The sequence below is a fragment of the Dokdonella sp. GW821-FHT11D02 genome (assembly GCF_058808595.1).
Window position 1 is genome coordinate 348,021 of sequence record NZ_CM179520.1, and the last position, 23,663, is coordinate 371,683.

Annotated in this window: 17 protein-coding genes; 10 read left to right on the forward strand and 7 right to left on the reverse strand. The window is 67.9% G+C overall.

Translation table 11 applies throughout. The features are described 5' to 3' along the window. Window positions 1–4: 4 nt before the first annotated feature. The 4 genes from AC3QL3_RS01465 (at window position 5) to AC3QL3_RS01480 (ending at window position 7,676) form a co-directional block, all read left to right on the forward strand. Window positions 5–2,725, forward strand: a complete 2,721-nt coding sequence (locus tag AC3QL3_RS01465; RefSeq protein ID WP_492896477.1) for a TonB-dependent receptor — start codon at window positions 5–7, stop codon at window positions 2,723–2,725. Window positions 2,726–3,006: 281 nt separating this feature from the next. Further along, a complete protein-coding gene (locus AC3QL3_RS01470) occupies window positions 3,007–5,349 on the forward strand; it encodes a beta-N-acetylhexosaminidase (RefSeq protein ID WP_492896478.1) in 2,343 nt (780 codons plus the stop codon). Window positions 5,350–5,504: 155 nt separating this feature from the next. Then, complete coding sequence (locus tag AC3QL3_RS01475; protein ID WP_492896479.1) at window positions 5,505–5,849, forward strand: DUF3606 domain-containing protein; 345 nt, start codon at window positions 5,505–5,507, stop codon at window positions 5,847–5,849. Between the two features lie 93 nt (window positions 5,850–5,942). After that, entirely contained in the window at window positions 5,943–7,676 is a 1,734-nt protein-coding gene (locus AC3QL3_RS01480; protein WP_492896480.1) for an alkaline phosphatase family protein, read from the forward strand. A 15-nt stretch (window positions 7,677–7,691) separates the two neighbouring features. Here AC3QL3_RS01480 and AC3QL3_RS01485 read toward each other — a convergent pair whose 3' ends face one another. The 4 genes from AC3QL3_RS01485 to AC3QL3_RS01500 form a co-directional block, all read right to left on the reverse strand. Further along, entirely contained in the window at window positions 7,692–8,783 is a 1,092-nt protein-coding gene (locus AC3QL3_RS01485) for a hypothetical protein (protein WP_492896481.1), read from the reverse strand. Between the two features lie 122 nt (window positions 8,784–8,905). After that, complete coding sequence (locus AC3QL3_RS01490; RefSeq protein WP_492896482.1) at window positions 8,906–11,224, reverse strand: winged helix-turn-helix domain-containing protein; 2,319 nt, start codon at window positions 11,222–11,224, stop codon at window positions 8,906–8,908. Window positions 11,225–11,235: 11 nt separating this feature from the next. Then, on the reverse strand, window positions 11,236–11,832 hold the full coding sequence (locus tag AC3QL3_RS01495; RefSeq protein ID WP_492896483.1) for a class I SAM-dependent DNA methyltransferase: 597 nt from the start codon (window positions 11,830–11,832) through the stop codon (window positions 11,236–11,238). Window positions 11,833–12,012: 180 nt separating this feature from the next. Further along, window positions 12,013–13,101: a substrate-binding domain-containing protein gene (locus AC3QL3_RS01500; protein ID WP_492896484.1), complete on the reverse strand. Its 1,089-nt coding sequence runs from the start codon at window positions 13,099–13,101 to the stop codon at window positions 12,013–12,015. A gap of 163 nt (window positions 13,102–13,264) precedes the next feature. Here AC3QL3_RS01500 and AC3QL3_RS01505 point away from each other — a divergent pair, with 163 nt between their 5' ends. Genes AC3QL3_RS01505 through AC3QL3_RS01525 form a run of 5 tightly spaced genes read left to right on the forward strand, consistent with a single transcriptional unit; the run spans window position 13,265 to window position 19,414 of the window. After that, a complete protein-coding gene (locus AC3QL3_RS01505; RefSeq protein ID WP_492896485.1) occupies window positions 13,265–13,789 on the forward strand; it encodes a formate dehydrogenase subunit gamma in 525 nt (174 codons plus the stop codon). Continuing rightward, window positions 13,786–15,384, forward strand: a complete 1,599-nt coding sequence (locus AC3QL3_RS01510; protein WP_492896486.1) for a formate dehydrogenase beta subunit — start codon at window positions 13,786–13,788, stop codon at window positions 15,382–15,384. The genes AC3QL3_RS01505 and AC3QL3_RS01510 overlap by 4 nt, the downstream gene beginning before the upstream one ends. Window positions 15,385–15,424: 40 nt before the next feature. Next, a complete protein-coding gene (gene fdhF, locus AC3QL3_RS01515; RefSeq protein ID WP_492896487.1) occupies window positions 15,425–18,301 on the forward strand; it encodes a formate dehydrogenase subunit alpha in 2,877 nt (958 codons plus the stop codon). A 34-nt stretch (window positions 18,302–18,335) separates the two neighbouring features. Beyond that, window positions 18,336–19,178, forward strand: a complete 843-nt coding sequence (gene fdhD, locus AC3QL3_RS01520) for a formate dehydrogenase accessory sulfurtransferase FdhD (protein ID WP_492896488.1) — start codon at window positions 18,336–18,338, stop codon at window positions 19,176–19,178. Further along, window positions 19,175–19,414: a formate dehydrogenase subunit delta gene (locus tag AC3QL3_RS01525; protein WP_492896489.1), complete on the forward strand. Its 240-nt coding sequence runs from the start codon at window positions 19,175–19,177 to the stop codon at window positions 19,412–19,414. The genes fdhD and AC3QL3_RS01525 overlap by 4 nt, the downstream gene beginning before the upstream one ends. Before the next feature lie 15 nt (window positions 19,415–19,429). On the opposite strand, the gene AC3QL3_RS01530 is transcribed toward AC3QL3_RS01525, so the two are convergent. Next, window positions 19,430–20,311 (reverse strand): alpha/beta hydrolase family protein, encoded by an 882-nt coding sequence (locus AC3QL3_RS01530; protein WP_492896490.1) that lies wholly within the window; start codon window positions 20,309–20,311, stop codon window positions 19,430–19,432. 212 nt (window positions 20,312–20,523) lie between these two features. Between AC3QL3_RS01530 and AC3QL3_RS01535 the strand changes: the two genes are divergently transcribed. Further along, on the forward strand, window positions 20,524–21,858 hold the full coding sequence (locus AC3QL3_RS01535) for an OmpP1/FadL family transporter (protein WP_492896491.1): 1,335 nt from the start codon (window positions 20,524–20,526) through the stop codon (window positions 21,856–21,858). 57 nt (window positions 21,859–21,915) lie between these two features. On the opposite strand, the gene AC3QL3_RS01540 is transcribed toward AC3QL3_RS01535, so the two are convergent. After that, the gene (locus tag AC3QL3_RS01540; RefSeq protein ID WP_492896492.1) at window positions 21,916–22,329 is read right to left on the reverse strand and encodes a hypothetical protein; all 414 of its coding nucleotides are present in this window, start codon (window positions 22,327–22,329) and stop codon (window positions 21,916–21,918) included. A gap of 117 nt (window positions 22,330–22,446) precedes the next feature. Next, window positions 22,447–23,583, reverse strand: coding sequence for a hypothetical protein (locus AC3QL3_RS01545; RefSeq protein ID WP_492896493.1), 1,137 nt, complete (start codon window positions 23,581–23,583; stop codon window positions 22,447–22,449). Between the last annotated feature and the right edge of the window lie 80 nt (window positions 23,584–23,663).

Consider the following 23,663-nt stretch of genomic DNA (forward strand, 5'->3'; position numbering starts at 1 on the left):
GAAGATGAAGTGCAAGAGAACGCTGTTGTCGGCGAGCATCCTCGCCGCATTCGCGCTCGCCGCCGTCGCGCACGCCGGTGAAGCGGTCGAGGCCGCGGCACCGGAAAGCCCGGGCGCCGATGCCGCACCGGCCGACGCGCCGGCCGGGCAGGAGATGGACACCATCGTCGTGCACGGCATCCGCGAGAGCCTCAAGCGCTCGCTCGAGACCAAGCGCGACGCGGACGCGATCGTCGATGCGATCACCGCCGAGGACATCGGCAAGTTCCCCAACACCAACGTCGCCGAAGCGATGGTGACGATTCCAGGCGTGACCATCGATCGCCGCTTCGGCCAGGGCGAGCGCGTCAGCATCGACGGCACCGATCCGAGCTTGAACCTGTCCTTCATCGACGGGCATCCGGTCGCGCAGGCGATCTGGCTGTACGGCGAGCAGCCCAACCGCGGCTTCGACTACACCTTGCTGGCGCCGGAAATCCTCGGCCGCCTGGAAGTGTTCAAGTCGCCCGAAGCGCGCCTGCCGGAAGGCAGCCTCGGCGGCACCGTGATGATGCACACGCGCCAACCGCTCGACCTCGAGGCGAACACGGTCTCGGGCTCGATCGGCTACAACTACAACGACCAGGCCGGCAGCGGCCGCCCGACCGGTTCCATCCTGTACAACTGGAAGAACCAGGAAAGCACCTTCGGCTTCAACGTCGCCGCGCAGCGCTACGAAGAAAAAGTCGATCGTCAGGGCATCGAGATCTTCAACTATCACAAGGTGTCCGAATACGCCGAGCACAGCACGGGCGTGGCCGGACAGGTCGCCCGCGGCGAACTCGATCCGAACGCGCTGGTGCCCGACGAGATCAACGCGGCCTACTTCCAGCAGACGCGCAAGCGCGACAGCGCGGTGGTCAACCTGCAGTTCAAGCCGAACGATCAGTTCGACGGAACCTTGAGCGGCATGTGGATTCGCGAGAACTTCGACAGCTACAACCAGTCGGTCTACAACTTCATCCACTGGAACGCCGGCACGATGGCGGCGGTCGACCATCTGACCCAGGGCAACAACGGTCTGGTCGTCGCCGGCCATTCCTCCGGCCCGAACGCCGGCATCATCTACGACAACCAGCTGCGTCAGTCCGAGGTCACCACCAAGGGCGCCGACCTGCGCTTGAACTACCACGGCGAAGGCTGGGGCTTGAGCGGCCAGGCCGGCGTGAGCAAGTCGGAGAACCCGAAGATCGGCCAGTACCTGCTCGAGCCGGTCTACTACGGCGACTTCAGCTGGACAATGCGCAACGGCTATACGCTCGACGATCCCGCGTCGGGTCGCGATCCGTCGCGTTGGGGCGGCGGCTGGCTCGGCAACAACGGCATCTTCTCCGCGAGCGCGAAGGAGACTTACGGCCAGCTCGATTTCAGCAAGGACCTCGGCGGCTTCTTCAACCAGCTGCTGGTCGGCGTGCGCTACAACAAGCACGACGAAGACTACGCATTGAACGTCTACGGCGGCGTCAATCCGGGCACGCTGGCCGACGTCGGCACGATCGGCTTCACCGACATCCTCGGCGAATACCCCGGGTTCTCGCCCGACCACGGACGTCACATCCAGGTCGGCCGCGGCAACATCCTGCGTTGGATCCGCAACAGCCCGCTCGATCGCGACCATCCCGATCCGGGCAGCTACCTCAACAACACCTGGGCGCTGACGCAGAAGAACACCGCCGCCTATACGCAGCTGAACTTCGGCGGCGACGGCTGGCGCGGCAACATCGGTCTGCGCTACGTGCACACCAAGACCGACGGCTCGGGCTTCAACCTGCCGGGCAGCATCGCGCCGACCCTGCCGGCGCAGCCGGGCTGGTGGCAGACCAAGAGTTCGACCCACAACAACGTGCTGCCGTCGTTCAACCTGGTCTACGACCTGCGCAGCGACGTCGTGCTGCGCTTCGCCGGCGCGCAAGTGATCGCCTGGGCGCCGTACAACCAGATGGTCAACAACACCTTCCTCAACGACACCGTGCTGACCGGCACCGGCGGCAACGCCGGCTTGAAACCGTACAAGTCGACCAACTTCAACTTGTCGGCCGAGTGGTATTTCGCCGAGCAGTCGGTGCTGGCGGCGTCGGTGTTCTTCAAGCACGTGCTGAACTTCATCGACACCACGCCCGCGAACGAGCGTCACTACAACTCGATCCGCGATACCGATCCGACGCAATGGGCGAGCATGGTCGGCAGCGGCGGCTGCACCGCCGACGGCTTCTGCGACTATCAGGTCTCCCGTCCGCACAACGCCGGCAGCGGCAAGATCAAGGGCGTGACCCTGAGCTACCAGCAGGCGTTCGGCGAAACCGGCTTCGGCGCGGTGGCGAACTACACCTATGCCGACGGCGAGACCAGCCAAGGCAACCCGATGCCGTACCAGTCGAAGAACTCGGTCAGCATCGGTCCGTACTACGAGAAGGGTCCGTTCAGCGCACGCCTGAGCTACAACTGGCGCAGCCATTACCTGGCCGGCGGTTACGTCGCGGGCGCGCCGCCGGCGGTGGTCGACGACTACGCCGATCTGAGCGCGAGTCTCGGCTGGCGCTTCACGCCGAACCTGATGGTCACCTTCGATGCGATGAACCTGCTCAACGAGAAGTACCATCAATACGCCGTCGGCAACAAAGACCAACTGTTCGCCAACTACACGACCGGCCAGCGCTACATGGCGAACCTGCGTGTGAACTTCTGATCTCCAACGCGATTGCGGGCCGGCGGAGTGCCGGCTCGCTTTTTTTTTGCGATCGTCCGTGATCGCGTCAGTCGGGTTGGGTGATGCGGTCGTCGGAATGTGCGGCTGCGGCTGGTCTACCCGCGGCCATCCCTGGCCGGAGGTTTGTTTTTGCGATCGTCCTTGATCGCTTCGATCGGGCTGGGTTGCTGGAGCCTTTGAAATTTACGGCTGCGGCTGGTCTACCGGCGGCCATCCATGGCCGCACTTTTCAAGAACAGCACATGTATTTGGGGTCCGGCATGAGCACAAAAAGAAAAGGGATGCGTGCGGTGCTGGTGGCCTTGTTCGCCGCGAGCCTTGTCGTTGGCTGCGCGAAGCGGGCGACGGTCGCGCCGGATGCGAAGTCGGCTTTGCCGCTGCTGCCGGTTCCGGCCGAGGTCGAGCGTCGGCCCGGTCGGTTCCTCGTGCGCGATGGCATGCCGCTGCTCGTCGATGCACGCGACGCCGAGGCGCTCGGGATCGCGCGTCGCTTCGCCGCCTTGCTCGCCGATACGCGCGGCTTGCGTCTCGACGTGCGGTCGGGGGAGGCCGCCGCCGACGGCGCTATTACGTTCCGCCTCGACGCCGACGCGCCGGCCGGTGAAGGCTACGAACTGCTGGTCGATGCGCAGCGCGTGCAGGTGCGGGCGCGCGAGACGCGCGGGCTTTTCTACGGCGGCGTCACGCTGTGGCAGCTGCTGAGCGGCGACACCGCACGGGCGAGCTCGATCGAACTGCCGGCGCTGCGCATCGTCGACGCGCCGCGCTTCGCCTGGCGCGGCGCGATGCTCGATTCCGCGCGCCACTACCAGCCGCCCGAGTTCATCGAGCGCTTCATCGATCAGCTCGCCCTGCTCAAGCTCAACACCTTCCACTGGCATCTGACCGATGATCAGGGTTGGCGCGTGGAGATCCGGCGCTATCCGCGCTTGACCGAAGTCGGCGCCTGGCGCCGGCCGGCCGGTGCGGCCGGCACCGACGCGAACGGACAGCCGGTTCGCTACGGCGGCTACTACACGCAAGAACAGATCCGCCGCATCGTGCGCTACGCGGCCGAGCGCAACGTGACGATCGTGCCCGAGATCGACATGCCCGGGCACATGCAGGCGGCGATCGCGGCGTATCCCGAACTCGGCTCGGCCGGCGATACGCCGGTGGTGTCGCCGGATTGGGGCGTGCACAGCTATCTGCTCAACGTCGACGAAGCGACCTTCGTCTTCATGCAGAACGTGCTCGACGAAGTGATCGAGCTGTTCCCGAGCCGCTACATCCACATCGGCGGCGACGAGGCGGTCAAGGATCAATGGCAGGCGTCGCCGCGCGTGCAGGCACGGCGGCGCGAACTCGGCGTCGCCGACGAGGCGAAGCTGCAAAGCTGGTTCGTCGGACGTTTGCAGCAACACCTCGCCGCGCGCGGCCGCCGCCTGATCGGCTGGGACGAAATTCTCGAGGGTGGTCTTCCCGCCGATGCGACGGTGATGTCCTGGCGTGGCGCGCAGGGCGGCATCGACGCCGCGCACGCTGGGCACGACGTGGTGATGGCGCCGAGTCCGGATCTGTATCTCAATCATTTGCAGAGCGATGCTGCGGGCGAGCCCGGCGGCCGCTTCGCGGTGCGCAGCTTGGCCGATATCTACGCCTTCGAGCCGCTGCCGCAGGCGCTCGAAAAAGAAGCGAGGGCACACGTGCTCGGCGCGCAGGGCAATCTGTGGACCGAGCATCTGCGCACGCCGGCCTTCGTCGAGCACGCCGCGTTTCCGCGCTTGGCCGCGCTGGCCGAAGTGCTGTGGTCGCCGCCGGCGACGCACGACTGGAACGCCTTCGTCGCGCGGCTGCTGCCGCAGATGCGGCGCTGGCACGCGCTCGGCGTCAACGCGGCGGACAGCGCGTTCGAGGTGCGGGTGGCCGAGCAGAGTCAGGCGCCGGCGGGCAGGGCGGGGATCGTGCTGTCGAGTCAGTCCGGTTTGCCGATTCGCTACACGCTCGACGGTCGCGATCCCGACGCCGGCTCGCCGGCGTATCGCGAGACGCTGTCGCCGGCGGCGTCGGGTGAGCTGCGTGCGGCGACCTTCCTCGGCGCCGAGCGCGCAGGTCCCGTGCAGCGCTTCGAGTTGAGCGCGGCGAGCCGGTTGCATCGCTCGGGCGATCGCCTGCAGCAATGCCGCGGCAAGCTGACCCTGCGCGTGGAGGACGACGCGCCGCGCGAGGGTTCTCGTGCGTTCTTCGACGTCGACCTGTTCGATCCGTGCTGGATCTGGCCGGCGGCGCCGCTGGACGGCGTCGCTGCGATCACGGCCGTGGTCGGGCAGCTGCCGTACAATTTCCAGTTGTGGAAAGAAATAAAAGACGTGGTGCCGCGGCCGCGGCCGATGTCCGCGCCGGGCGAGCTGCTGATCCGGCTCGACGGTTGCGAAGGCCCGCTGTGGGCGGCGTTGCCGCTGGCGGCGGCTGCGTCCAATCCGGCGTTGAGCACGCTGTCGGCGCCGCTGCCGCCGCGCAGCGGACCGCACGATCTGTGTTTCCAGTTCAGCGGCGAGGGCCACGATCCCTTGTGGGCGATCGACGAAATCCGCTTGCTGCCGGCGTCGTCCGCGACGCATTGAACGTCGGCGTGCGCAGCGGTCGCGATCTCGTCTTCGGCGAAGTGTGATCCCCTTCAAGCCTTTCGCGCCGTCTATGGCACGAAACTTGATTCACCTTTCGCGGAGCCAGGACGGCCGGCTGGCGAAAAGGACTTGATCCAAGCCGCAGTACGGATTTGGGCGGCGAACCGCAGGCGGGAAGGTGTTCCATGACGCGCTTGAACAAGCCTCACCTCGTCAGTGAGCGACAAATCACGGCAGTTTTTTCGACCGGCGCGGTGGCCTCGTCGACGCTCGCGGAGCGTGCGGCGGCCGCGCACAAAGGCGTGTGCGACACCGCGCGCGTCGACGTCGAAAGCTGGCACTCGCGTCGCTACTGGTCCGAACGTTTGGGTGTCAGCGATACGCAGCTGGTGCGCGCGGTGCGCGCGGCCGGGCCGGCGATCGTCCAGATCGAGCACTACTTGGCCGAACGTCGCGAACAGCGCAAACGGCGCCGGCGCGAAACGGTCGAGGGTTGATCGCGATCGCAGTCGCATTTCGGTGCGCTGCGCTATAGCAAGGCGGTCACCAAATTCCCGATACTGTACGGATCGGTTTCGGGAGTTTCGCTCATGCGCAGTCGGTCTTCGTTCGCTCTTTCCGCCAGCGCGCTGGCTTGCGTAGGCCTCGCCGCCTGCGCCACTTCGAGCGGTCCTCTCACCGATGCGCCGACGCGCGTGGAAGCGGCGCGCACGCCGACGATTCGCGCGCAGCGCGAGGAGACTCCGGCGAACTGGTTTCGCGACGGTGCCGCCGCTGCGCACGCCAACGCGCCGGCGCGCGCGCATGCTAAGAACGTGATCGTCTTCCTCGGCGACGGCATGAGCATTCCGACCATCACCGCGGCGCGCATCCTCGACGGCCAGCGCAAAGGCGGCAGCGGTGAGGAGAACCGCCTCAGCTTCGAGAATTTCCCCGCGACCGCGCTTTCCAAGACCTACGAAACCGACCAGCAGACCCCCGATTCGGCCGGCACCATGACCGCGATCATGACCGGCGTGAAGACGCGCGCCGGCTTCGTCGGCATCGATCAGATACCCAAAAGCTACAGCTGCGCCGACAGCAAGGGACACGAACTGGTCAGCGCGCTCGAACTCGCCGCCGTCGCCGGGCAGTCGACCGGCGTGGTCACGACCACGCGCATCACCCACGCGACGCCGGCTGCGACCTATGGCCATCTGTCGGAGCGCGATTGGGAGGTCGACGCCAAGATCCCCGAAGCCCAACGCGCCGCCGGCTGCATCGACTTCGCGCGCCAGCTGATCGAGTTTCCGTTCGGCGGCGGCGTCACCGTCGCGCTTGGGGGCGGCCGCACCGAGTTCATGCCGCCCACGCAGCGCGATCCGGAATACGCCGACCTGCCCGGCAAGCGCCTCGACGGCCGCGACCTGATCGCCGATTGGAAGAAGATGCCCGGCGCCGCCTACGTCTGGAACGCGCAGCAGCTCTCCGCGATCGATCCGGCCAAGACGCGCCATCTGCTCGGCTTGTTCGAGCCCGAGCACATGAAGTACGAGATCGAGCGCGCGACCGACCCGGCCGGCGAGCCGAACCTGGCCGACATGACGCGCGCGGCTTTGTCGATACTGCAGAAGAATCCCAAAGGGTATTTCTTGATGGTCGAAGGCGGCCGCATCGATCACGCGCACCACGCCGGCAATGCGCATCGCGCGCTGACCGAAACGATCGAGCTGTCCAAAGCGGTCGCGGTCGCGAACGAGATGACCTCGGCCGCCGACACGCTGATCCTGGTCACCGCCGACCACAGCCACACGTTGAATTTCGTCGGCTATCCGGCGCGCGGCAATCCGATCCTCGGCAAGATGCATTACCCCGAAGACGACGGCACGCCGAACAAGGAACTCGCGTCCGACGCGACCGGCCGGCCCTACACGACGCTGAGCTATGCCAACGGTCCCGGCTACACCGGCGCCAGCGCCAGCCAGCCGGAAGGCCCCAAGCGCTATCCGCACGACGGCAAAGGCTACCAACCGGCGCGCAACGGCCGCCCGGACCTGACCCAGGTCGACACCGAAAGCCCCGACTACCAGCAGGAAGCGCTGGTGCCGATGTCGGCGGAAACGCACGGCGGCGAAGACGTCGCCGTGTATGCGCGCGGCCCCGGCGCCTCCGCGGTGCGCGGTTCGATGGAGCAGAACGCGCTGTTCCACGTCATGGTGCAGAGCGCCGACGCCTTGCGCGAACAACTGTGCAAGCTCGGCTCCTGCGACAAGGACGGCGTGCCGGTCGAACAACCGACACGCGTGCACCTGCTCGAAGCCGCGGCGGCGCGCCGCGGCTCGTAGCGACGGCTCGCCGCGCTAGGGATCGAAGCCGTCGGCGAAGATCGCGTCGGCCGGCAGCGGCGTGGCGATGAAGCTGCCGACGTCGAAGTCGCCGACACGGCCGCTGCCGGCGATCACGCCGTGGTCGTTGATCGCGCTGGCCTTGAGCAGGTACGGATAACCGGCGTCGTCGTCGCTTTGCTGCAACAGGTCGTAGGCGACGCCGTCGACGTAGACGAAGGCCTTGAAGCTCAGGGTGGCGAAATTCTGCGCACGCCCGACGATGGTGCCGTCGGCGTTGATGTCGTAGGCGCCGCCGCTTTCGAGGCCGAGCAGGGCGCCGGGAATCGCGCTGGCGACGCCGTCGCGAAAGATCACCGGCACGGCGCTGCCGCTGCCGTCCACATCCATTTCGCCGACCGCGGTGCCGTCCTCGCCGATGTTGTTCGCCATGCTGGCGACCTCGTCGACGCCGGCGGCGATCGGCAGGATGCCGGGCGTGCCGAACTGGCCGGTGGTCGCGTGCGAAACGGCGAAGATCGCGTTCCAGCCGCCGACCATCGTGCCGGCGTTGTTGATCGCCGACCAATAGGCTTGGGTGTCGGCGCCGTTGGGCGGTACGCCGTCGTCGACCAGGCCGCCGGCTGCGCTCCAGCTGAACGCACGGAAGGCGCCTTCTTGCGAGGCGAGGCCGACCACGATGCCGAGGTCGTTGATGTCGGACGGGTTGAGCTTGTTTGCCTGGTCGTCGCCGATGACCAGGTAGTCGTTCGGCGCGGCGACGTTCCATACCAGCGCGGTGGTCTGCGCGCCGTCTTCGGTGATGGTGCTGGCGTAACCGACAATCTGGCCGGCATTGTTGATCGCGGTGGCCATGGCCTCGTCGCGGCCGGGCGGGCGCGGCAGGGTCACGACCTGGCCGCCGTCGAACAGGAAGGCCTGGTTGCTGCCCTGCTCGCCGATGTAGTAGCCGACGGCTTGACCTGCTTCGTTGATGTCGTTGACGTAGACGCCGCTGGCACCGGGAATGAGGATCGGCGTCAGGTGATAGCGCGGCGCCTCGGCCGCGTGCGCGGTCAGCGCCGGCAGGCTCAGCAGGGCGGACAGGGCGAAAGCGGAACGCAGCATGTCGGCAAACTCCTCAGGTCGTGGCGTCGCGGCGGACGGGGCTGCGCAGCCTGCGTCGTGTGCGTTGCGGCGGCATTCGGATCGCGCTCGGATCGTGCTCGGATCGCGTTCGCGCCGCCGTTTCAGGGCGGCGGCACGCCGAGCGCGCGCGGAATGGCGCGTTCGCCGGCCAGCCGGCGCGCCGTCTCCAGCGCCGCCGCCCAGGCCTCGCGCCGCCCCTGCGCGCGGGCCAGTGCGAGCTGCACCAGCGCGGCGTCGTAGTCGCTCGACGCCCACAGCGCGACCTGATTGGCGATCGCGGCGGCGTCGTCGACGCGCGCCTGCGCGAGCAGGAAGTCGACGTAGTCCTGCGCTACGCGCAGGATCGTCAGCGGCACGCCTTGGCTCTGCGCCAGCGCGAAGGCGGCGCCGAACGCGCGTGCCGCGTCGTCGTGACGCGCGGCGGCCCAGGCGCGATTGGCAGTCGCAGCAAGGCGGATCGGCGTGCGCGCGTTCGGCGCGGCGGTCGGATCGGGCGTGTCCACGGCCGTCGCCGCCTCGCGGCCGAGTGCACGATCGATGCGCGCGCGCAGCAGTTCGATGTCGGCACGGATCAAGTCGCTGTCGGCCGACGCCAATGCGCCGACCGGCACCGGCGCCAGTTCCGCCAGCGCGGCGTTGCCGTCGCCGCGGCGCCAGGCCAGTTCCGCGCGCAGCAAGCGGATGCGCTCGTTCTCGGCGACGTCGGCGGGGCGGCCGTCGTTGGCCGGATCGTCGAGCAGTTCGCTCGCTTCGTTGTGGCGACCCTGCTGCAGCAGCTGCTGCGTGCGGTAGAGGCGCATCGACAGGCGCGAGTACGGGCTCGGCACGCGTGCGCGCTGTTCCCACGAGGCGTCCATTGCTTGCCAGGCGCGCTCGTTGTCGAGCTGCGCGCGGCGCGCTTCGAACAACAGCTGCAGCTCGCCGATGCGCTCCTGCACCAGGCCGAGCGCTTCGAAGCGCGCGATCGCGGCGACCAGGTAGGGTTCGGCTTGCGCCGGATGCGCGCGCAGCAACTCCATCGCGCCGATGTTGCCGTCCACGCGTGCGACGCCGCCTTCGTCGCCGGCGCGTTGGAACGCATCGCGCGCGATGCCGTAATCGAGCAGCGCCGCCGGGTAATCTTCGAGTGACGTGCGGCTGACCCCGCGGCCGTTGTGCAGGCGCCCGCGCAGCTGCGGTTCGGCGGCGTCGCCGATCGCTTCGATGCCGTCGGCGAACCAGCGCCCGGCCGCCGCGTATTCGCCCGAGCGCACCGCGACCAGGCCGCGCACGGCATACAGCTGGCCGCGGAAAGCCGGCTCGCCGCCGCCGGCGTCGATCATCTGTTCGAGCGCGACGCGTGCCTCTTCGAGACGGCCCGCGCGAACGTCGACTTCGGCCAGTTGCAGGCGCAGTCGCGGCGCGTCGTGCGCCAGGCGCGCGTCGGCCAACAGGATCGAGCGCGCGGTGTCGGTCTGGTTGGCCAACAGCGCCGCCTGCGCGCGCTGCAGCGTCTCGGCCACGCTGTCGGTGTCCGCTGCCGCCGGCACGCGCCCGAGCGCGGCGACCAGGCGATCGGCCGCGCCGCGCACGGCGCCGATCGCGCTGCTGTCGTCGTGGTTCGCGATCGACGCCGGCCGGCCTTCGCGCGTGGCCTGCACACGGGCGAACCAGCGCGTCTGACGTTGCTCGATCGTGCCTTCGACCAAGGTCGCCGCGGGCGCGGCGCGGCGCAACGCAGCGGCCGTATCGCGCGCCACTGCGGGATCAGCCTCCTCGAGCGCGCGCAGTTGGCCGACCGTCTGTTCGCTCGGCTGCACCGTCAAGCCGCTGCGGCGCAGACGATCGGCGATCAGATCCATGCCGCCCAGGCGCAGCCACTGCTCGTCGCCGTCGCCGGCGGCGAGCGGCAGTACGACGATGCGCTCGGCGCTGGCTGCAGCGGGCGCGCTCGGTGTCTTTCGAAACACAGCGAACCCGATCGCGGCGATGACGAGCACAGTGCTTGCAGCGAGGCCGGCCAGAATCCATCCGCGGCGTGGACGTTGCGCCGGCGTCGTCGCGACGGCCATCGACGCGTCGGCGGGCTCGACGATCGGGGGCGGTGTCGGTGCCGGCACGTCGTCGACGCTCGTCGCCGCGGCCCATTGGTAGCCGAAACCGGCCACGGTGCGGATCGCCCATTGGCGCTGGCCGTCGTCGTCGAGCGCGCGCCGGCATTGCACGACGAGCTGGCCGAGTTGCACGTCCGAGGCGGCGCCGTGCCGCCACAGCGTGCCGATCAGTTCGTCGCGGCCGAGCGCGCGTCCGCGCTGCTCGATCAGCATCAAAAGACATGCGAAGGCGCGCGGCGGCAGCGCGATGCGCACCTCGTCTTTGCACAGCTCACGCGTCGCCGCGTGCAGCGAGTACGCGCCGAAGCGATAGACCGGAGCTGCCATGCCGGACGAGCCTACAAACACTCCAGCGCGGCGACCGACCGCATCAGGCGCGGCGCGAGGTAACTGTGCGAGCCGCACGGCAGCAAGCCGGCGGCGACGAACGCTTGGCGATACCAGGTCGGTGCGCGGGCGATGTAGCCGCGCGTATCGCCGCCGACGCGATCGCGCGCGGTGAACACTTCGATGAAGGCGAGGCCTTCGAGCAGATCGGCGAAGCCGCCGAGGCCGCGACGCAGTTCGGGCGCCGGCACGTAATGCAGCATGTCGGAGCAGACGATCAGGTCGAAGCGCGTGTCGAAGCGCAATTCGCCGAGCTGGCCGAAACGGGCCAGGCCGATGTTGCGCGCGCGGCCGTAGCGTTGCACCACGTATTCGCTCGAATCGAGGCCGCGGTAGTCGATCTTCGGGCGCAGGCGCTTGAGTTCCGCGCGCCACGGCGCCTCGCCGCAGCCGACGTCGAGCACGTTGCGCAGCGGCCGGCCGAGGTAGTACTCGGCCAGATGCACGGCCATCGCGGCCTTGCGCGCGAGTTCGCCGCGCGAACCGACGCGATCGCGCTCGCTGCGGTACCACTTGTCGAAGTAGGCGCGGTCGTAGATTTTGTTCATGCGGGGTGTGGCGATCGCGGAACGCGCTCGAAGATCATGCGGGTACGGGTAAGGAATCGGCGTTCATCGCGGCGCACGCCTCAGTGCCGCAGTCACAGCGCTGCCGCAGCGTTTCGCGGTGAACGCAGCCTGCGACCTTGATCGAAAGGTGACGCTTGCGCAAGCGGCGCTGCGGCAGCGTCACTTCGGCCGCGCGCGCGTCCGCGGCGGCGGGAACACGTTGCGCGCCGGCTCGATGCGGCCGGCATCGCTTGGGTCGTAGCCGGGCAGGCGCGCGATCTGTGCGCGCAGCTCCGGCTGGCCGAGTGCGAGCAGGAAATCGCGCATCACCGGCTCGTCGAGCAGCTCGTCGCGGCAGAGGAAGAAGTAGCGCTCGCTCAACAGCGGCACGAAGCCGAGGCCGAAGCGCCGCGCCGGCACTTCCAGGCCGAAACCGGCGTCGGCCATGCCGCTGCCGACGTAGGCGGCGACGGCGGCATGGGTGTATTCGACGTTCTCGTAGCCGTCGATCGCACGCGCGTCGACGCCGGCGCTTTGCAACGCCAGGTCGAACGCCAGCCGCGTGCCCGAGCCGGGCTGGCGGTTGACGAAGCGCAGGCCGCGCCGCGCCAGATCGGGCAGGCCGCGCACGCGCTTCGGATTGCCGGGAGCGACGATCAAGCCCTGGCGCCGGCTGGCCAGATGGATCAGATGCCAGTCCGCCTGGATGCGTGCGGCGTAGTGCGCGGCGGCCGCCGCTTCGAGTTCGCCGATCGGCAGGTGCAGGCCGATCAGATCGCATTGGCGGTCGATCAGTGCGGCGAGCACTTCGTCGGAGGTGCGGTATTTGAGGTCGATCGGGATTTCGTGATCGATCAGGAACTGGCGCAAGGTCTCGACCGCGAAGCCGTGGCTCGCCTGCAGGCGCAACACGGCCTGCGCTTGCGACAGGGCGCGCTCGATCTCGGCTTCGACTTCGGAGGCGAGGCTGTCGAGCATCGGCGCCAATCGCGCGGCGATGCGCTGGTCGGCCCAGGCCAGGCGTTCGCCCAGTGCTGTGAGGCGCGCGCCGCGTCCACGCTGGCTTTCGACCAAAGCTCGGCCGAACGCGCGCTCGCCCTCGCGCAACAGCCCCCATGCGTAGCGATAGGTCAGTCCGGTCGAACGGCACGCCGCCGCCAGCGTGCCGCCGCGCTGGATACCGACCAACAGCGCGGTCAAGCGCGGCACCAGCGTGGCGCCGTCGGTGCGGCGCAACTGCCAATGCGTATCGATGGCGACCTTGAACATGCGGACGGCGCCTGAGAGGCTGTCGAGAGCCTATTGTAGAGTTCCGGGGGCTGCGGCAGAGTCCACAGCGCAATCGAGATCGGGGCGGCGATAGGCTGTTGCAAGCCGAACCGGCGCCGGCGATTCCGCCTCGACGCTACGCCGTCCGCCGCGCTTCAAACACATGGCAGCCCATCCGCTACCCCTCAATCCTCCGCAGCGCCCCGGCGCCGGACTGGCACCGGCGATCGCGCAAGCGGTCGACGCCGCGCTCGCCGCCCATCGCGATCGGGCCGGTGCGCTGCTGCCGATCCTGCACGCTGTGCAGGACGCGCTCGGTTACGTGCCGCCCGAATCGCTGCCGCGCATCGCGCAGGCGCTCAATCTCACGCGCGCCGAAGTGCACGGCGTGGTCAGCTTCTATCACCACTTCCGCTCGACGCCGCCGGGGCGGACGATCGTGCGCCTGTGCCGCGCCGAGGCCTGCCAGGCGCTCGGCGCGCGCGCGCTCGAAGCGCATGCGAAGCGCACGCTCGGCATCGATTTCCATCAGACCACCGACGACGGCGCGATCACGCTCGAGCCGGTTTATTGCTTGGGCAATTGCGGCTGCGGCCCTGCGCTTTTGATCGGCCACGACGAGCTGCATGCGCGCGTGACGCCGGACGTGTTCGACCGGCTGGTGGCAGTGGCGAGGGCACCGGCGTGAGCGCGCCCTCGCGCGTGAAGGTCTACGTGCCGCGCGACGCGACGGCGCTGGCGCTCGGCGCGGAAGCGGTCGCGCGCGCGATCGCTGCGGAGGCGCAAGCTCGCGACATCGACATCGAGCTGGTGCGCAACGGGTCGCGGGGGATGTTTTGGCTCGAACCTCTGGTCGAGGTGGAAGCCGGGATTGGGGATTGGGGATTGGGGATTCGGACGGCCTACGGACCCGTAGCGGCTGGCGATGTCGGCGGGTTGTTCGACGCGGGATTTTTGCAGGGCGGTGCGCATGCGCAGCGCTTGGGCGCGGTCGAGCAGATGGACTGGTTCAAGCGGCAGGAGCGCCTGTGCTTCGCGCGCGTCGGCGTGACCGATCCGCTCAGCGTCGACGACTACGTCACGCACGGCGGCTATCGTGGCCTGCGCAAAGCGCTGGCGCTGAGTGGCGTCGAGGTCGTACGCCTCGTGACCGACTCCGGCTTGCGCGGCCGCGGCGGCGCGGCGTTCCCGACCGGCATCAAGTGGAAGACGGTACTCGACGCGGCCAGCTCTTCCCAATCCCAAATCCCAAATCCCCAATCCCGGCCCTTCATCGTCTGCAACGCCGACGAAGGCGATTCGGGCACGTTCTCCGATCGCATGCTGATGGAGGGCGATCCGCTCTGTCTGATCGAAGGCATGACGATCGCCGGCGTCGCGCTCGGCGCGAGTCAGGGCTACATCTATCTGCGCAGCGAGTATCCGCATGCGCAACGCGCGCTCCACGCGGCGATCGCGAACGCGTATGCCGCGGGCTGGCTTGGCGCCGATATCCAAGGCAGCGGCCGGCACTTCGATCTCGAACTGCGGCTCGGTGCGGGCGCCTACATCTGCGGCGAGGAAACCTCCTTGCTCGACAGCCTCGAAGGCAAGCGCGGTCAGGTGCGCTTCAAGCCGCCGCTGCCGGCGATCGCCGGCCTGTTCGGACGGCCGACCGTGATCAACAACGTGATCTCGTTCGCTTCGGTGCCGATCGTTCTCGACCAAGGCGCCGAGTTCTATCGCGACTACGGCGTCGGCCGTTCGCGCGGCACCTTGCCGATCCAGCTCGCCGGCAACCTCAAGCGTACCGGCCTGGTCGAAAAAGCCTTCGGCGTGAGCTTGCGCGAACTCTTGTACGACTACGGCGGCGGCTCCTATTCCGGCCGGCCGATCCGCGCGGTGCAGGTCGGCGGTCCGCTCGGCGCCTATCTGCCCGCGTCGCAGTTCGACACCGTGCTCGACTACGAAGCGTTCGCCGCGGCCGGCGCGATGCTCGGTCACGGCGGTATCGTCGCCTTCGACGACAACGTCGACATGCTGGAGCAGGCGCGCTACGCGATGGAATTCTGCGCGGTGGAATCGTGCGGCAAATGCACGCCGTGCCGGATCGGCTCGACGCGCGGCGTCGAAGTGCTAGACCGCATCAAACGCGACCGGAACGGCGCCGAGCGCGCGCAGAACTTCGCGCTGCTCGACGATCTGTGCCACACGATGCGCCACGGTTCGCTGTGCGCGCTCGGCGGACTGACGCCCGATCCGGTGGTCAGCGCCTTGAAACATTTTTCGGAAGACTTTGCCTGATCGTTCTCGTGCGAGAAGAAGGCAAGGCTGGAGCAAGACCATGCTGTCGATCGTCGAACTCGATTTCGGTACACCCAAGTCCAAAGCCGCGCAGACCGTCACGCTGAGCATCGACGGGCGCGAAGTCCGCGTCGCGGCCGGCACCTCGGTGCTGCGTGCGGCGGCAGAGGCCGGCATCGCGATCCCGAAGCTGTGCGCGACCGAGCTGCTCGATGCATTCGGTTCGTGCAGGCTGTGCCTGGTCGAGATCGAGGGGCGCCGCGGTTATCCGGCTTCGTGCACGACGCCGGTCGAGGCCGGCATGAAGGTGACGACGCGCTCGGCGCCGCTGCAGAAGATTCGGCACGGTGTGATGGAGTTGTACCTGTCCGACTACGCGCCCGGCGACGAGCGGCTGCCGACCGAAATGCGCGCGATGATCGACGCGATCGGCGTGACGGAAGTGCGCTATCAAGACGGCGCGAAATCTCAAGTCGAGCAACGCGAGTCAGGCGACCTCGCGCCGGCGCAGCCCGACCGCTCCAATCCGTACTTCAGCTTCGATCCCGCCGCCTGCATCGTCTGCTCGCGCTGCGTGCGCGCCTGCGACGAGCAGCAGGGCACGCTGGCGCTAACGGTCGAAGGGCGCGGCTTCGCCTCGCGCATCGTCGCCAGTCAAGACGAAGGCTTCATGCAGTCCGAATGCGTCTCGTGCGGCGCCTGCGTGCAGGCTTGCCCGACCACCGCGCTGAGCGAGAAATCGCTGCTGACGCTGGGGCCGGCGCAGACCAGCACGATCACGACTTGCGCGTATTGCGGCGTCGGCTGTTCGTTCCGCGCCGAGATGCGCGGCGAGGAACTCGTGCGCATGGTGCCGAACAAGGACGGTCATGCGAACCACGGCCACTCCTGCGTCAAGGGCCGCTTCGCGCTCGGCTACGCCACGCACAAGGATCGCATCGGCAAGCCGATGATCCGCGCGAAGATTTCCGATCCTTGGCGCGAAGTCTCGTGGGCGCAAGCGATCGACTACGCCGCGCAGCAGTTCAAGCGCATCCAAGAACGCCACGGGCGCGACTCGATCGGCGGCATCACTTCGAGCCGCTGCACCAACGAGGAAACCTATCTGGTGCAGAAGCTGGTGCGCGCCGGCTTCGGCAACAACAACGTCGATACTTGCGCGCGCGTCTGCCATTCACCGACCGGCTACGGCTTGAAGCAGACCTTGGGCGAATCGGCCGGCACGCAGGATTTCGATTCGGTCATGCAGGCCGACGTGATCTTCGTCATCGGCGCGAATCCGACCGACGGTCATCCGGTATTCGCCTCGCAGATGAAGCGGCGCCTGCGCGAGGGCGCGAGGCTGATCGTCGCCGATCCGCGCCGCATCGATCTGGTGCGCACGCCGCACGTGCAGGCCGACTTCCATCTGAAACTGCGCCCCGGTACCAACGTCGCGCTGTTGACCTCGCTCGCGCATGCGATCGTGGATGAGGGCCTGGTCGACGAAGAATTCGTGCGCGCGCGTTGCGAGGGCGAATCGTTCGAGAAATGGCGCGCCTTCGTCGCCGATCCGCGCCATTCACCCGAAGCGATGGCGGAGGCGACCGGCGTGCCGGCTGCGGAGGTGCGTGCCGCCGCGCGGCTGTACGCGACCGGCGGCAATGCCGCGATCTATTACGGCCTCGGCGTGACCGAACATTCGCAAGGTTCGACCGCGGTGATGGCGATCGCCAATCTGGCGATGGCGACCGGCAACGTTGGGCGTATCGGCGTCGGCGTGAATCCGCTGCGCGGACAGAACAATGTGCAGGGCTCGTGCGACATGGGTTCGTTTCCGCACGAGTTTCCCGGCTATCGCCACGTCAGCGACGCGACGGTGCGCGCGAGTTTCGAGCAGGCTTGGGGCGTGCCGCTGCAGGACGAGCCGGGCTTGCGCATTCCGAACATGTTCGAGGCAGCGCTCGAGGGCGAATTCAAGGGTCTCTACATCGAAGGCGAAGACATCGCGCAATCCGATCCGAACACCCAGCACGTGACCGCGGCGCTGACCGCGATGGAATGCGTCGTGGTGCAGGATCTGTTCCTCAACGAGACGGCCAAGTTCGCGCACGTCTTCCTGCCCGGCTCTTCGTTCCTGGAAAAAGACGGCACCTTCACCAATGCCGAGCGCCGCATTTCGCGCGTGCGCCGAGTGATGTCCCCGCGCAATTCCGACGGCACGCGCGGCTACGCCGACTGGGAGATCACCCAGCTCCTGTCGAACGCGATGGGGTATCCGATGCGCTACGCGCACCCGTCCGAGATCATGGACGAGATCGCGCGGCTGACGCCGACCTTCAGCGGCGTCAGCTACGCCAAGCTCGATCAGCTCGGCAGCTTGCAGTGGCCGTGCGATGAGATGGCGCCGGCCGGCACGCCGACCATGCACGTGGATCAATTCGTGCGCGGCAAGGGCCGCTTCATGCTGACCGAATACGTGCCGACGACGGAAAAGGTCAATGCGAAGTACCCGCTGATCCTGACCACAGGACGCATCCTCAGCCAATACAACGTCGGCGCGCAGACGCGGCGCACCGAGAACAGCCGCTGGCACGGCGAGGATCGGCTGGAACTGCATGCGCAGGATGCCGAGGACCGCGGCATCGCCGACGGCGACTGGGTCGGCATCGAGAGCCGCGCCGGGCAGACCGTGCTGCGCGCGACGATCAGCGAGCGCATGCAGCCGGGCGTGGTCTACACCACCTTCCACTTCCCGTTCTCGGGCGCCAACGTGATCACCACCGACAACTCCGACTGGGCCACCAATTGTCCGGAGTACAAGGTCACCGCGGTGCAGATCACGCGCGTCAGCCAGCCGTCCGACTGGCAGCAGCGCTATCGCGCGTTCAGCGAGAAGCAGCAGGCGCTGTTGGCGGAAGCGGTGGCGGCGAAATGAGCGTCGAGGTCTCGCGGCGCGAAGGCGGCGCGGCATGACTAGCACCTCCGACCCGCCGTCGTTGCCGCCCGGCGCCGCCGTGCGCGAGGTCGAGCGCCATCGCGACGAGAGCGTCGAGCGCTGTCGCGACGCGCTCGCCGAAGAAGTGCCGATCGCCTTGCTCTACAACGATCGTCCGCACGTGGTGATGATGGCGACGCCGTGCGACCTGGCCGACTTCGCGCTCGGCTTCAGCCTCAGCGAAGGCATCATCGACACCGCCGCCGAACTCGAAGAAGTCCACACGCAGGCTCTGCTCGAAGGCATCGAACTGCGTTTGCGCGTGCCGCCCGCTCGCGCGGACGCACTCGAAGCGCGCCGGCGCAACCTGACCGGGCGCACCAGCTGTGGCCTGTGCGGCGCGCAGGCGCTCGAAGACGCGCTGCGCCAGCCGGCGCCGGTTCGCGGCGGACCGCGCATCGATACGGCGACCCTGCGCCGCGCGTTGGCGCAGCTGCAGCAGCGCCAGCCATTGAACGCGGCCACCGGCGCCACCCATGCCGCCGCGTGGGCGAGTACGGACGGCGAGATCGCCTTGCTGCGCGAGGACGTCGGCCGCCACAACGCGCTCGACAAATTGATCGGCGCGATGGCGCGTGCGGGCACCGACGTGCAGCAGGGGTTTCTGATCGTCACCAGTCGCGCCAGCTACGAGATGGTGCAGAAGGCGGCGACGGTCGGCATCACCGTGCTCGCGGCGATTTCGGCACCGACCGCGCTGGCGATACAGTTGGCCGAGAGCGCCGGCTTGACCTTGATCGGTTTCGCGCGCCGCGAGAGCCAGGTCGTCTATGCGCAGCCGCAAAGAATCGCGCCGCGGCCGGAGCAGAGCGCATGAGCAGCACCGACCGCCTGGTCAAGATGGCCAACGACATCGCCGACTACTTCGCCTCCGAACCGGACCGCGCCGCCGCGATCGGCGGCGTCGCTGCACACCTGCGCCGGTTTTGGGAGCCGCGCATGCGCCGGCGCATCCTCGATCATCTGGCTGCCGGCGGCGATGGGCTCGGCGAGTTGGCGCGCGCCGGCGTGCACGAGTTGGCGGCGCTGGAGCGCGCTGCGCCCCGGCTCTAGGGCTCTAGTGCGAATCTAAGGCCCGAGCGCGAACGGACAGAGGTTGTTCCAGATCTGCCCGAGCTGCTGCACGGTGTAGCTGTGGCCGCCGGCGAACGCGGTATAGAAGAGGGTCTGGCCGCTGACCCAGCCGCCGTTCTGGAAGCGCACCGGATCGCCGGCGGCGGTGTAGGGCGGCGACGCCAGCGGATCGCTGTTGCCGAGATGGATGTCGACCGGAATCTTCGGCTGCGTGCCGGCCAAGAGCGCGGCGCAAGTCGGTGGAAACGAGCCGTCGTCGGTACACGCGTACTGTTCCAGCGAGCCCGCGCTGACGCCGTACGCGGCGAAGAAGTCGGTGTTGTTCAACGCTAGCGCATGGCCGTAATGGGCTCCGGCCGAGAAGCCCCACAAGTACACGCGGCTGCGCTCAATGTTGTAGGCGGCGAAGGCGTCGTCCAACGCGGCGCTGACTTCGGCGCCGTCGTTGGCGGCGCCCCAGCCGCCTTGGGTCGAAGTGCCGACCGTGGCGAGCACGACGAAGCCGCGGCTGTCGGCCGCGCTCGACCAGTCGCTGCGCACTTGCTGCGCGGCGGCCGCCATCGACGCCGGCGCCGCCGCGCCGCGCAAGGCCAGCAGCAGCGGCCACGATCGCGCCGGCGTGTAGTTCGGCGGCAGATGCAGGTAGTAGCTGCGATTGCCCGCGCCCGTCACGGTGACGGTGCGCGTGACGTTGCCGGGAAAGCTGCCGCCGCTGCCGTTGGAGGGGTTGTGCGGGATCGCGCCGGCTTGGTCGAAGCCGTCCACGAAGATTCGATCCGAGCCGGCGCACATGTCGGCCGGCAAACGCACGGTGCTCGCCGCGTGGGCGGCAGCCAGTGGGAAGAAGACGGTGATACCCAGGAGGAGGCGATGCATCCGGCCGATGATCGCGCGCACCGAGTTAGCGCCGGGTTAGATCGCGGTTAGCGGAATTGTCCGATACCGGCTCGACCGTGCTGCGGCGTAGGGTCGGAGCGCGCTGTGACGCCAAATGCCGCAGCGCACGATGATGGATCGGCGAATTTGCAGCTAAGATCGTTGCCTATTTGTTATAAACGCGCAAAGTGCGTTTGGAGAAGGAGTGTCTCATGCAGCGTAACCCCCGTCGTCCTCGGTTTGCCCCAGCGCTGGCCACGCTGCCTTTGGCGCTGGCAGCCGCTCTTGCAGGCCACGAGGCGCAGGCCAGTGCGTTCCAGTTGAAGGAAAACAGCACGCAGGGCCTCGGCCGCGCGTTCGCCGGCGAAACCGCCGCACCGGGCGATTGCGCGGTGGTGGTCAACAACCCGGCGGCGATGAGCGAACTGGGCGACGGCAACTGCGCGCAGGCCGACTTCAACATCATCAACTTCGAAACCAAGTTCAAGGGCAGCGGCAGCGACTTCCTCGGACGCCCCTTGACCGGCAGCGACGGCGGCGACGGCGGCGTGACCAAGCCGGTGCCGGCGACCTTCTTCACCCATCGGCTCAACCAGGACTGGGTCGTCGGCGCAGCGATCTACGCGCCGTTCGGCTTCGAGACGGAATACAAAGACGCTTGGGTCGGCCGCTACGAAGCGCTCAAGTCCAAGCTGCAGTCGATCGACCTGACCTTCTCCGCCTCCTACAAGCTGACCGACAGCTTCTCGCTCGGCGCCAGCTTCATCGTGCAGAACACCGCCGCCGAGCTGACCCAGGCGATCGACTTCGGCACCATCCTGGCGACGCCGACCGGCGGCGCGCTGCTGCCGCAGGAAGCGGACGGCTTCGGCGGCCTGAAGGGCAACGACTGGGGCTTCGGCTTCGGGCTCGGCGCATTGTGGAAGCCGACCGAGTCCGATCGCATCGGCATCAACTACCACTCGCAGATCGATCACACGATCGACGGCGACGGCAAGTTCAAAGTGCCGGTGAACCTGCGTCCGCTGCTCGGCAACGCCTTCGTCAACAGCGGCGGCAAGGCCGATTTCGATACGCCGTGGTTCGTCAACGCGAGCTGGTGGCACACGGTCAACGATCGCTTGAGCCTCGGCGTCAACCTCGGCTTCACGCATTGGTCGAGCTTCAAGCAGCTGGTCGTCGACTACGACAATGCGGCGCAGCCCAACTCGGTGTCCGAGTTCAAGTGGGACGATTCGTGGTTCTACTCGATCGGCGGCGACTATCGCCTGGACGATCGCTGGACCCTGCGTGCCGGCGTCGCCTACGACGAGACGCCCACCATCGACTCGACGCGCACCCCGCGCGTGCCCGATGGCAACCGCACCTGGGGTTCGATCGGCGTCGGCTACCAAGTCAACGATCGCTTCAAGATCGACGCCGCCTTCCTGCACATCTGGGTCGACGACGGCAAGGTCGACCACGAAGCCGCCACCTTCAGCACGCTGCAGGGCAAGTTCGCGAGCAAGGGTAACGTGCTCAGCGTATCGGGCCAGTATCGCTTCTGATTTTGCGGTTTGGGGAGAAGCGGCGGGCGCCTTCGGGCGCCCGCTGCCTTTTGCGAGTCAGCATTCCCAATAGCCGCTCAGCATCACGCTCGGGGCGCGGCCGCAGCCCGATACGCAGGTCAGTCGGAACTCGGGATCGCCGCGTTCGCACACGCTGTTTTTGACCGGCCGCATTTCGTAAACGGTCCCGGCCAATGGCGAATGCCCGCTCGCCGCGCAGACCAAGGCGCCGTACGCGTCCGCGTGCGGATGCGCAAGCGCGGGGTGCACCTGGCGGAACTCGCAAGGCTCCTGGTACAGCATCTGCGGATTCGCGAAGTCGCCGTCGCGCCACAGGCGGATCGTGGAGGGCTCGTCGAAATCCAAGTTCCAGCCGTCGCGGCTGCGGCCGCTGGTGGTGCCGTAACCGTCGGCTTGCGCCGCAGAGGAGAGGGCGAGACAGCAGGCGGCGGCGATGGCGGCGATACGCACGGCGATTGGACCTTGCGAGGACGATCGGCGAAGGATGCGCGCGATGGCTGACTTTTCCCTGCGCATCCCGAGGATTTCCCACGGCCGATCGTTTCGCCGCGCGCTCGAACCACGCTGTCAATCCTCGAAACCGTCGCGGAACAGGAAATCCCAGCTCTGATTCTCGTACGCACCCGGATCGCTGGCGCCGAAGCGCGCGCGCGGCCTGCCGTCGAGGTCGGCAAAGAACGGCGGCTGCGGCAGCGGTATCGCAGCCAGCCCGAGATTGATGAAGGGCGAATCGTCGCGCAGGCGATAGTCCTGGTTCGCCGCGTCGACGAAGCGCGGATCGCCTTGCAGCGCGTGGCTCGCGTTCAGCGCCAGATTGCCGCTGACGCGGCCGATCAGGCTGTAGTCGGCGTGCGCCTCGCCGTCGCCGAGGCCGATCACACTCATGCCTTCGATGTTGAGGTCGGAGATCTGGTTGTCGAAGAACAGGCTGTTGAGCACGTCCAGACGCACGCCGGCAGGCAGGCCGGCGCTGACGCCGCAACCGCGCGAATCCTGGCCCGGACAGCGGCCGCCGACGAAGCTGCTATTGGCGAGGATGACCGCCGCAGCGGCGCCGGCATCGTTCGCTAGCACCGTGGTCGAGAGGTGTCCGGTGGCGACGGTTTCCGAGCGGTTGTCGGCGAACAGGCTGTTGACGACGCGGATCACGCCGTTTTTGACGTACAGATTTGCGCCGCCGCCGAAGTAGCCGCTGTTGTTGGCGAGGATCAGGTTGTCGAGGCGGATTTCGCTGTACTGCTCGCCGTAGCTGCTGATGTCGAGACCGCCGCCGCGTTCGAAACGGCTTTCGTCGCCGCGGCCGTTGCGCAGGCTCAGGTTCTGCACGAACACGCTCGGCGCGCGCGTGGCGCCGTCGGCGGGCAGGTAGGTGATGCGCAGCACCGAGCGCTGGCCGGCGCCTTCGAGCACGGTGCGCGCGGCGTTCGCTTCCTGCCGCACGCAGTCGACGCCGTCGACCGTGACCCAGCCGCCGCTGATCGTCAGCCAGCCGGTGGTGCTGGCGGTGTAGCGGAAGCTTTGCGTGAACGTCGTATAGGCGCCCTCGCGAATCTTGATCTCGTCGTCGTTCGCCGAGGCCGCGGCGGCGTCGAGCGCCTGCTGCAGCTCGTTGCCGTCGCGCACGCAGTAGATCGCGGCGCCGGCGTGGCCGGCGGCGGCCAGCGCGAACAACGCGGCGGCGCAGCGGCGATGGATCGTTTTCATGCAGGCCTCTCACTTCGTTGCGATGCCTGTCGATACGCAAAACGAAGGGGAAAACCTCAAGCTCGGCCGACCCGGGCGCC

What these genes read in the sequence shown, in the direction of transcription:
- AC3QL3_RS01525 (WP_492896489.1), top strand. Translation starts at nt 19,175, where the DNA reads ATGAGCAGCACCGACCGCCTGGTCAAGATGGCCAACGACATCGCCGAC.
- AC3QL3_RS01465 (WP_492896477.1), top strand. Translation starts at nt 5, where the DNA reads ATGAAGTGCAAGAGAACGCTGTTGTCGGCGAGCATCCTCGCCGCATTC.
- AC3QL3_RS01495 (WP_492896483.1), bottom strand. Translation starts at nt 11,832, where the DNA reads ATGAACAAAATCTACGACCGCGCCTACTTCGACAAGTGGTACCGCAGC.
- AC3QL3_RS01480 (WP_492896480.1), top strand. Translation starts at nt 5,943, where the DNA reads ATGCGCAGTCGGTCTTCGTTCGCTCTTTCCGCCAGCGCGCTGGCTTGC.
- AC3QL3_RS01470 (WP_492896478.1), top strand. Translation starts at nt 3,007, where the DNA reads ATGAGCACAAAAAGAAAAGGGATGCGTGCGGTGCTGGTGGCCTTGTTC.
- AC3QL3_RS01500 (WP_492896484.1), bottom strand. Translation starts at nt 13,101, where the DNA reads ATGTTCAAGGTCGCCATCGATACGCATTGGCAGTTGCGCCGCACCGAC.
- AC3QL3_RS01490 (WP_492896482.1), bottom strand. Translation starts at nt 11,224, where the DNA reads ATGGCAGCTCCGGTCTATCGCTTCGGCGCGTACTCGCTGCACGCGGCG.
- fdhD (WP_492896488.1), top strand. Translation starts at nt 18,336, where the DNA reads ATGACTAGCACCTCCGACCCGCCGTCGTTGCCGCCCGGCGCCGCCGTG.
- AC3QL3_RS01485 (WP_492896481.1), bottom strand. Translation starts at nt 8,783, where the DNA reads ATGCTGCGTTCCGCTTTCGCCCTGTCCGCCCTGCTGAGCCTGCCGGCG.
- fdhF (WP_492896487.1), top strand. Translation starts at nt 15,425, where the DNA reads ATGCTGTCGATCGTCGAACTCGATTTCGGTACACCCAAGTCCAAAGCC.
- AC3QL3_RS01505 (WP_492896485.1), top strand. Translation starts at nt 13,265, where the DNA reads ATGGCAGCCCATCCGCTACCCCTCAATCCTCCGCAGCGCCCCGGCGCC.
- AC3QL3_RS01545 (WP_492896493.1), bottom strand. Translation starts at nt 23,583, where the DNA reads ATGAAAACGATCCATCGCCGCTGCGCCGCCGCGTTGTTCGCGCTGGCC.
- AC3QL3_RS01535 (WP_492896491.1), top strand. Translation starts at nt 20,524, where the DNA reads ATGCAGCGTAACCCCCGTCGTCCTCGGTTTGCCCCAGCGCTGGCCACG.
- AC3QL3_RS01530 (WP_492896490.1), bottom strand. Translation starts at nt 20,311, where the DNA reads ATGCATCGCCTCCTCCTGGGTATCACCGTCTTCTTCCCACTGGCTGCC.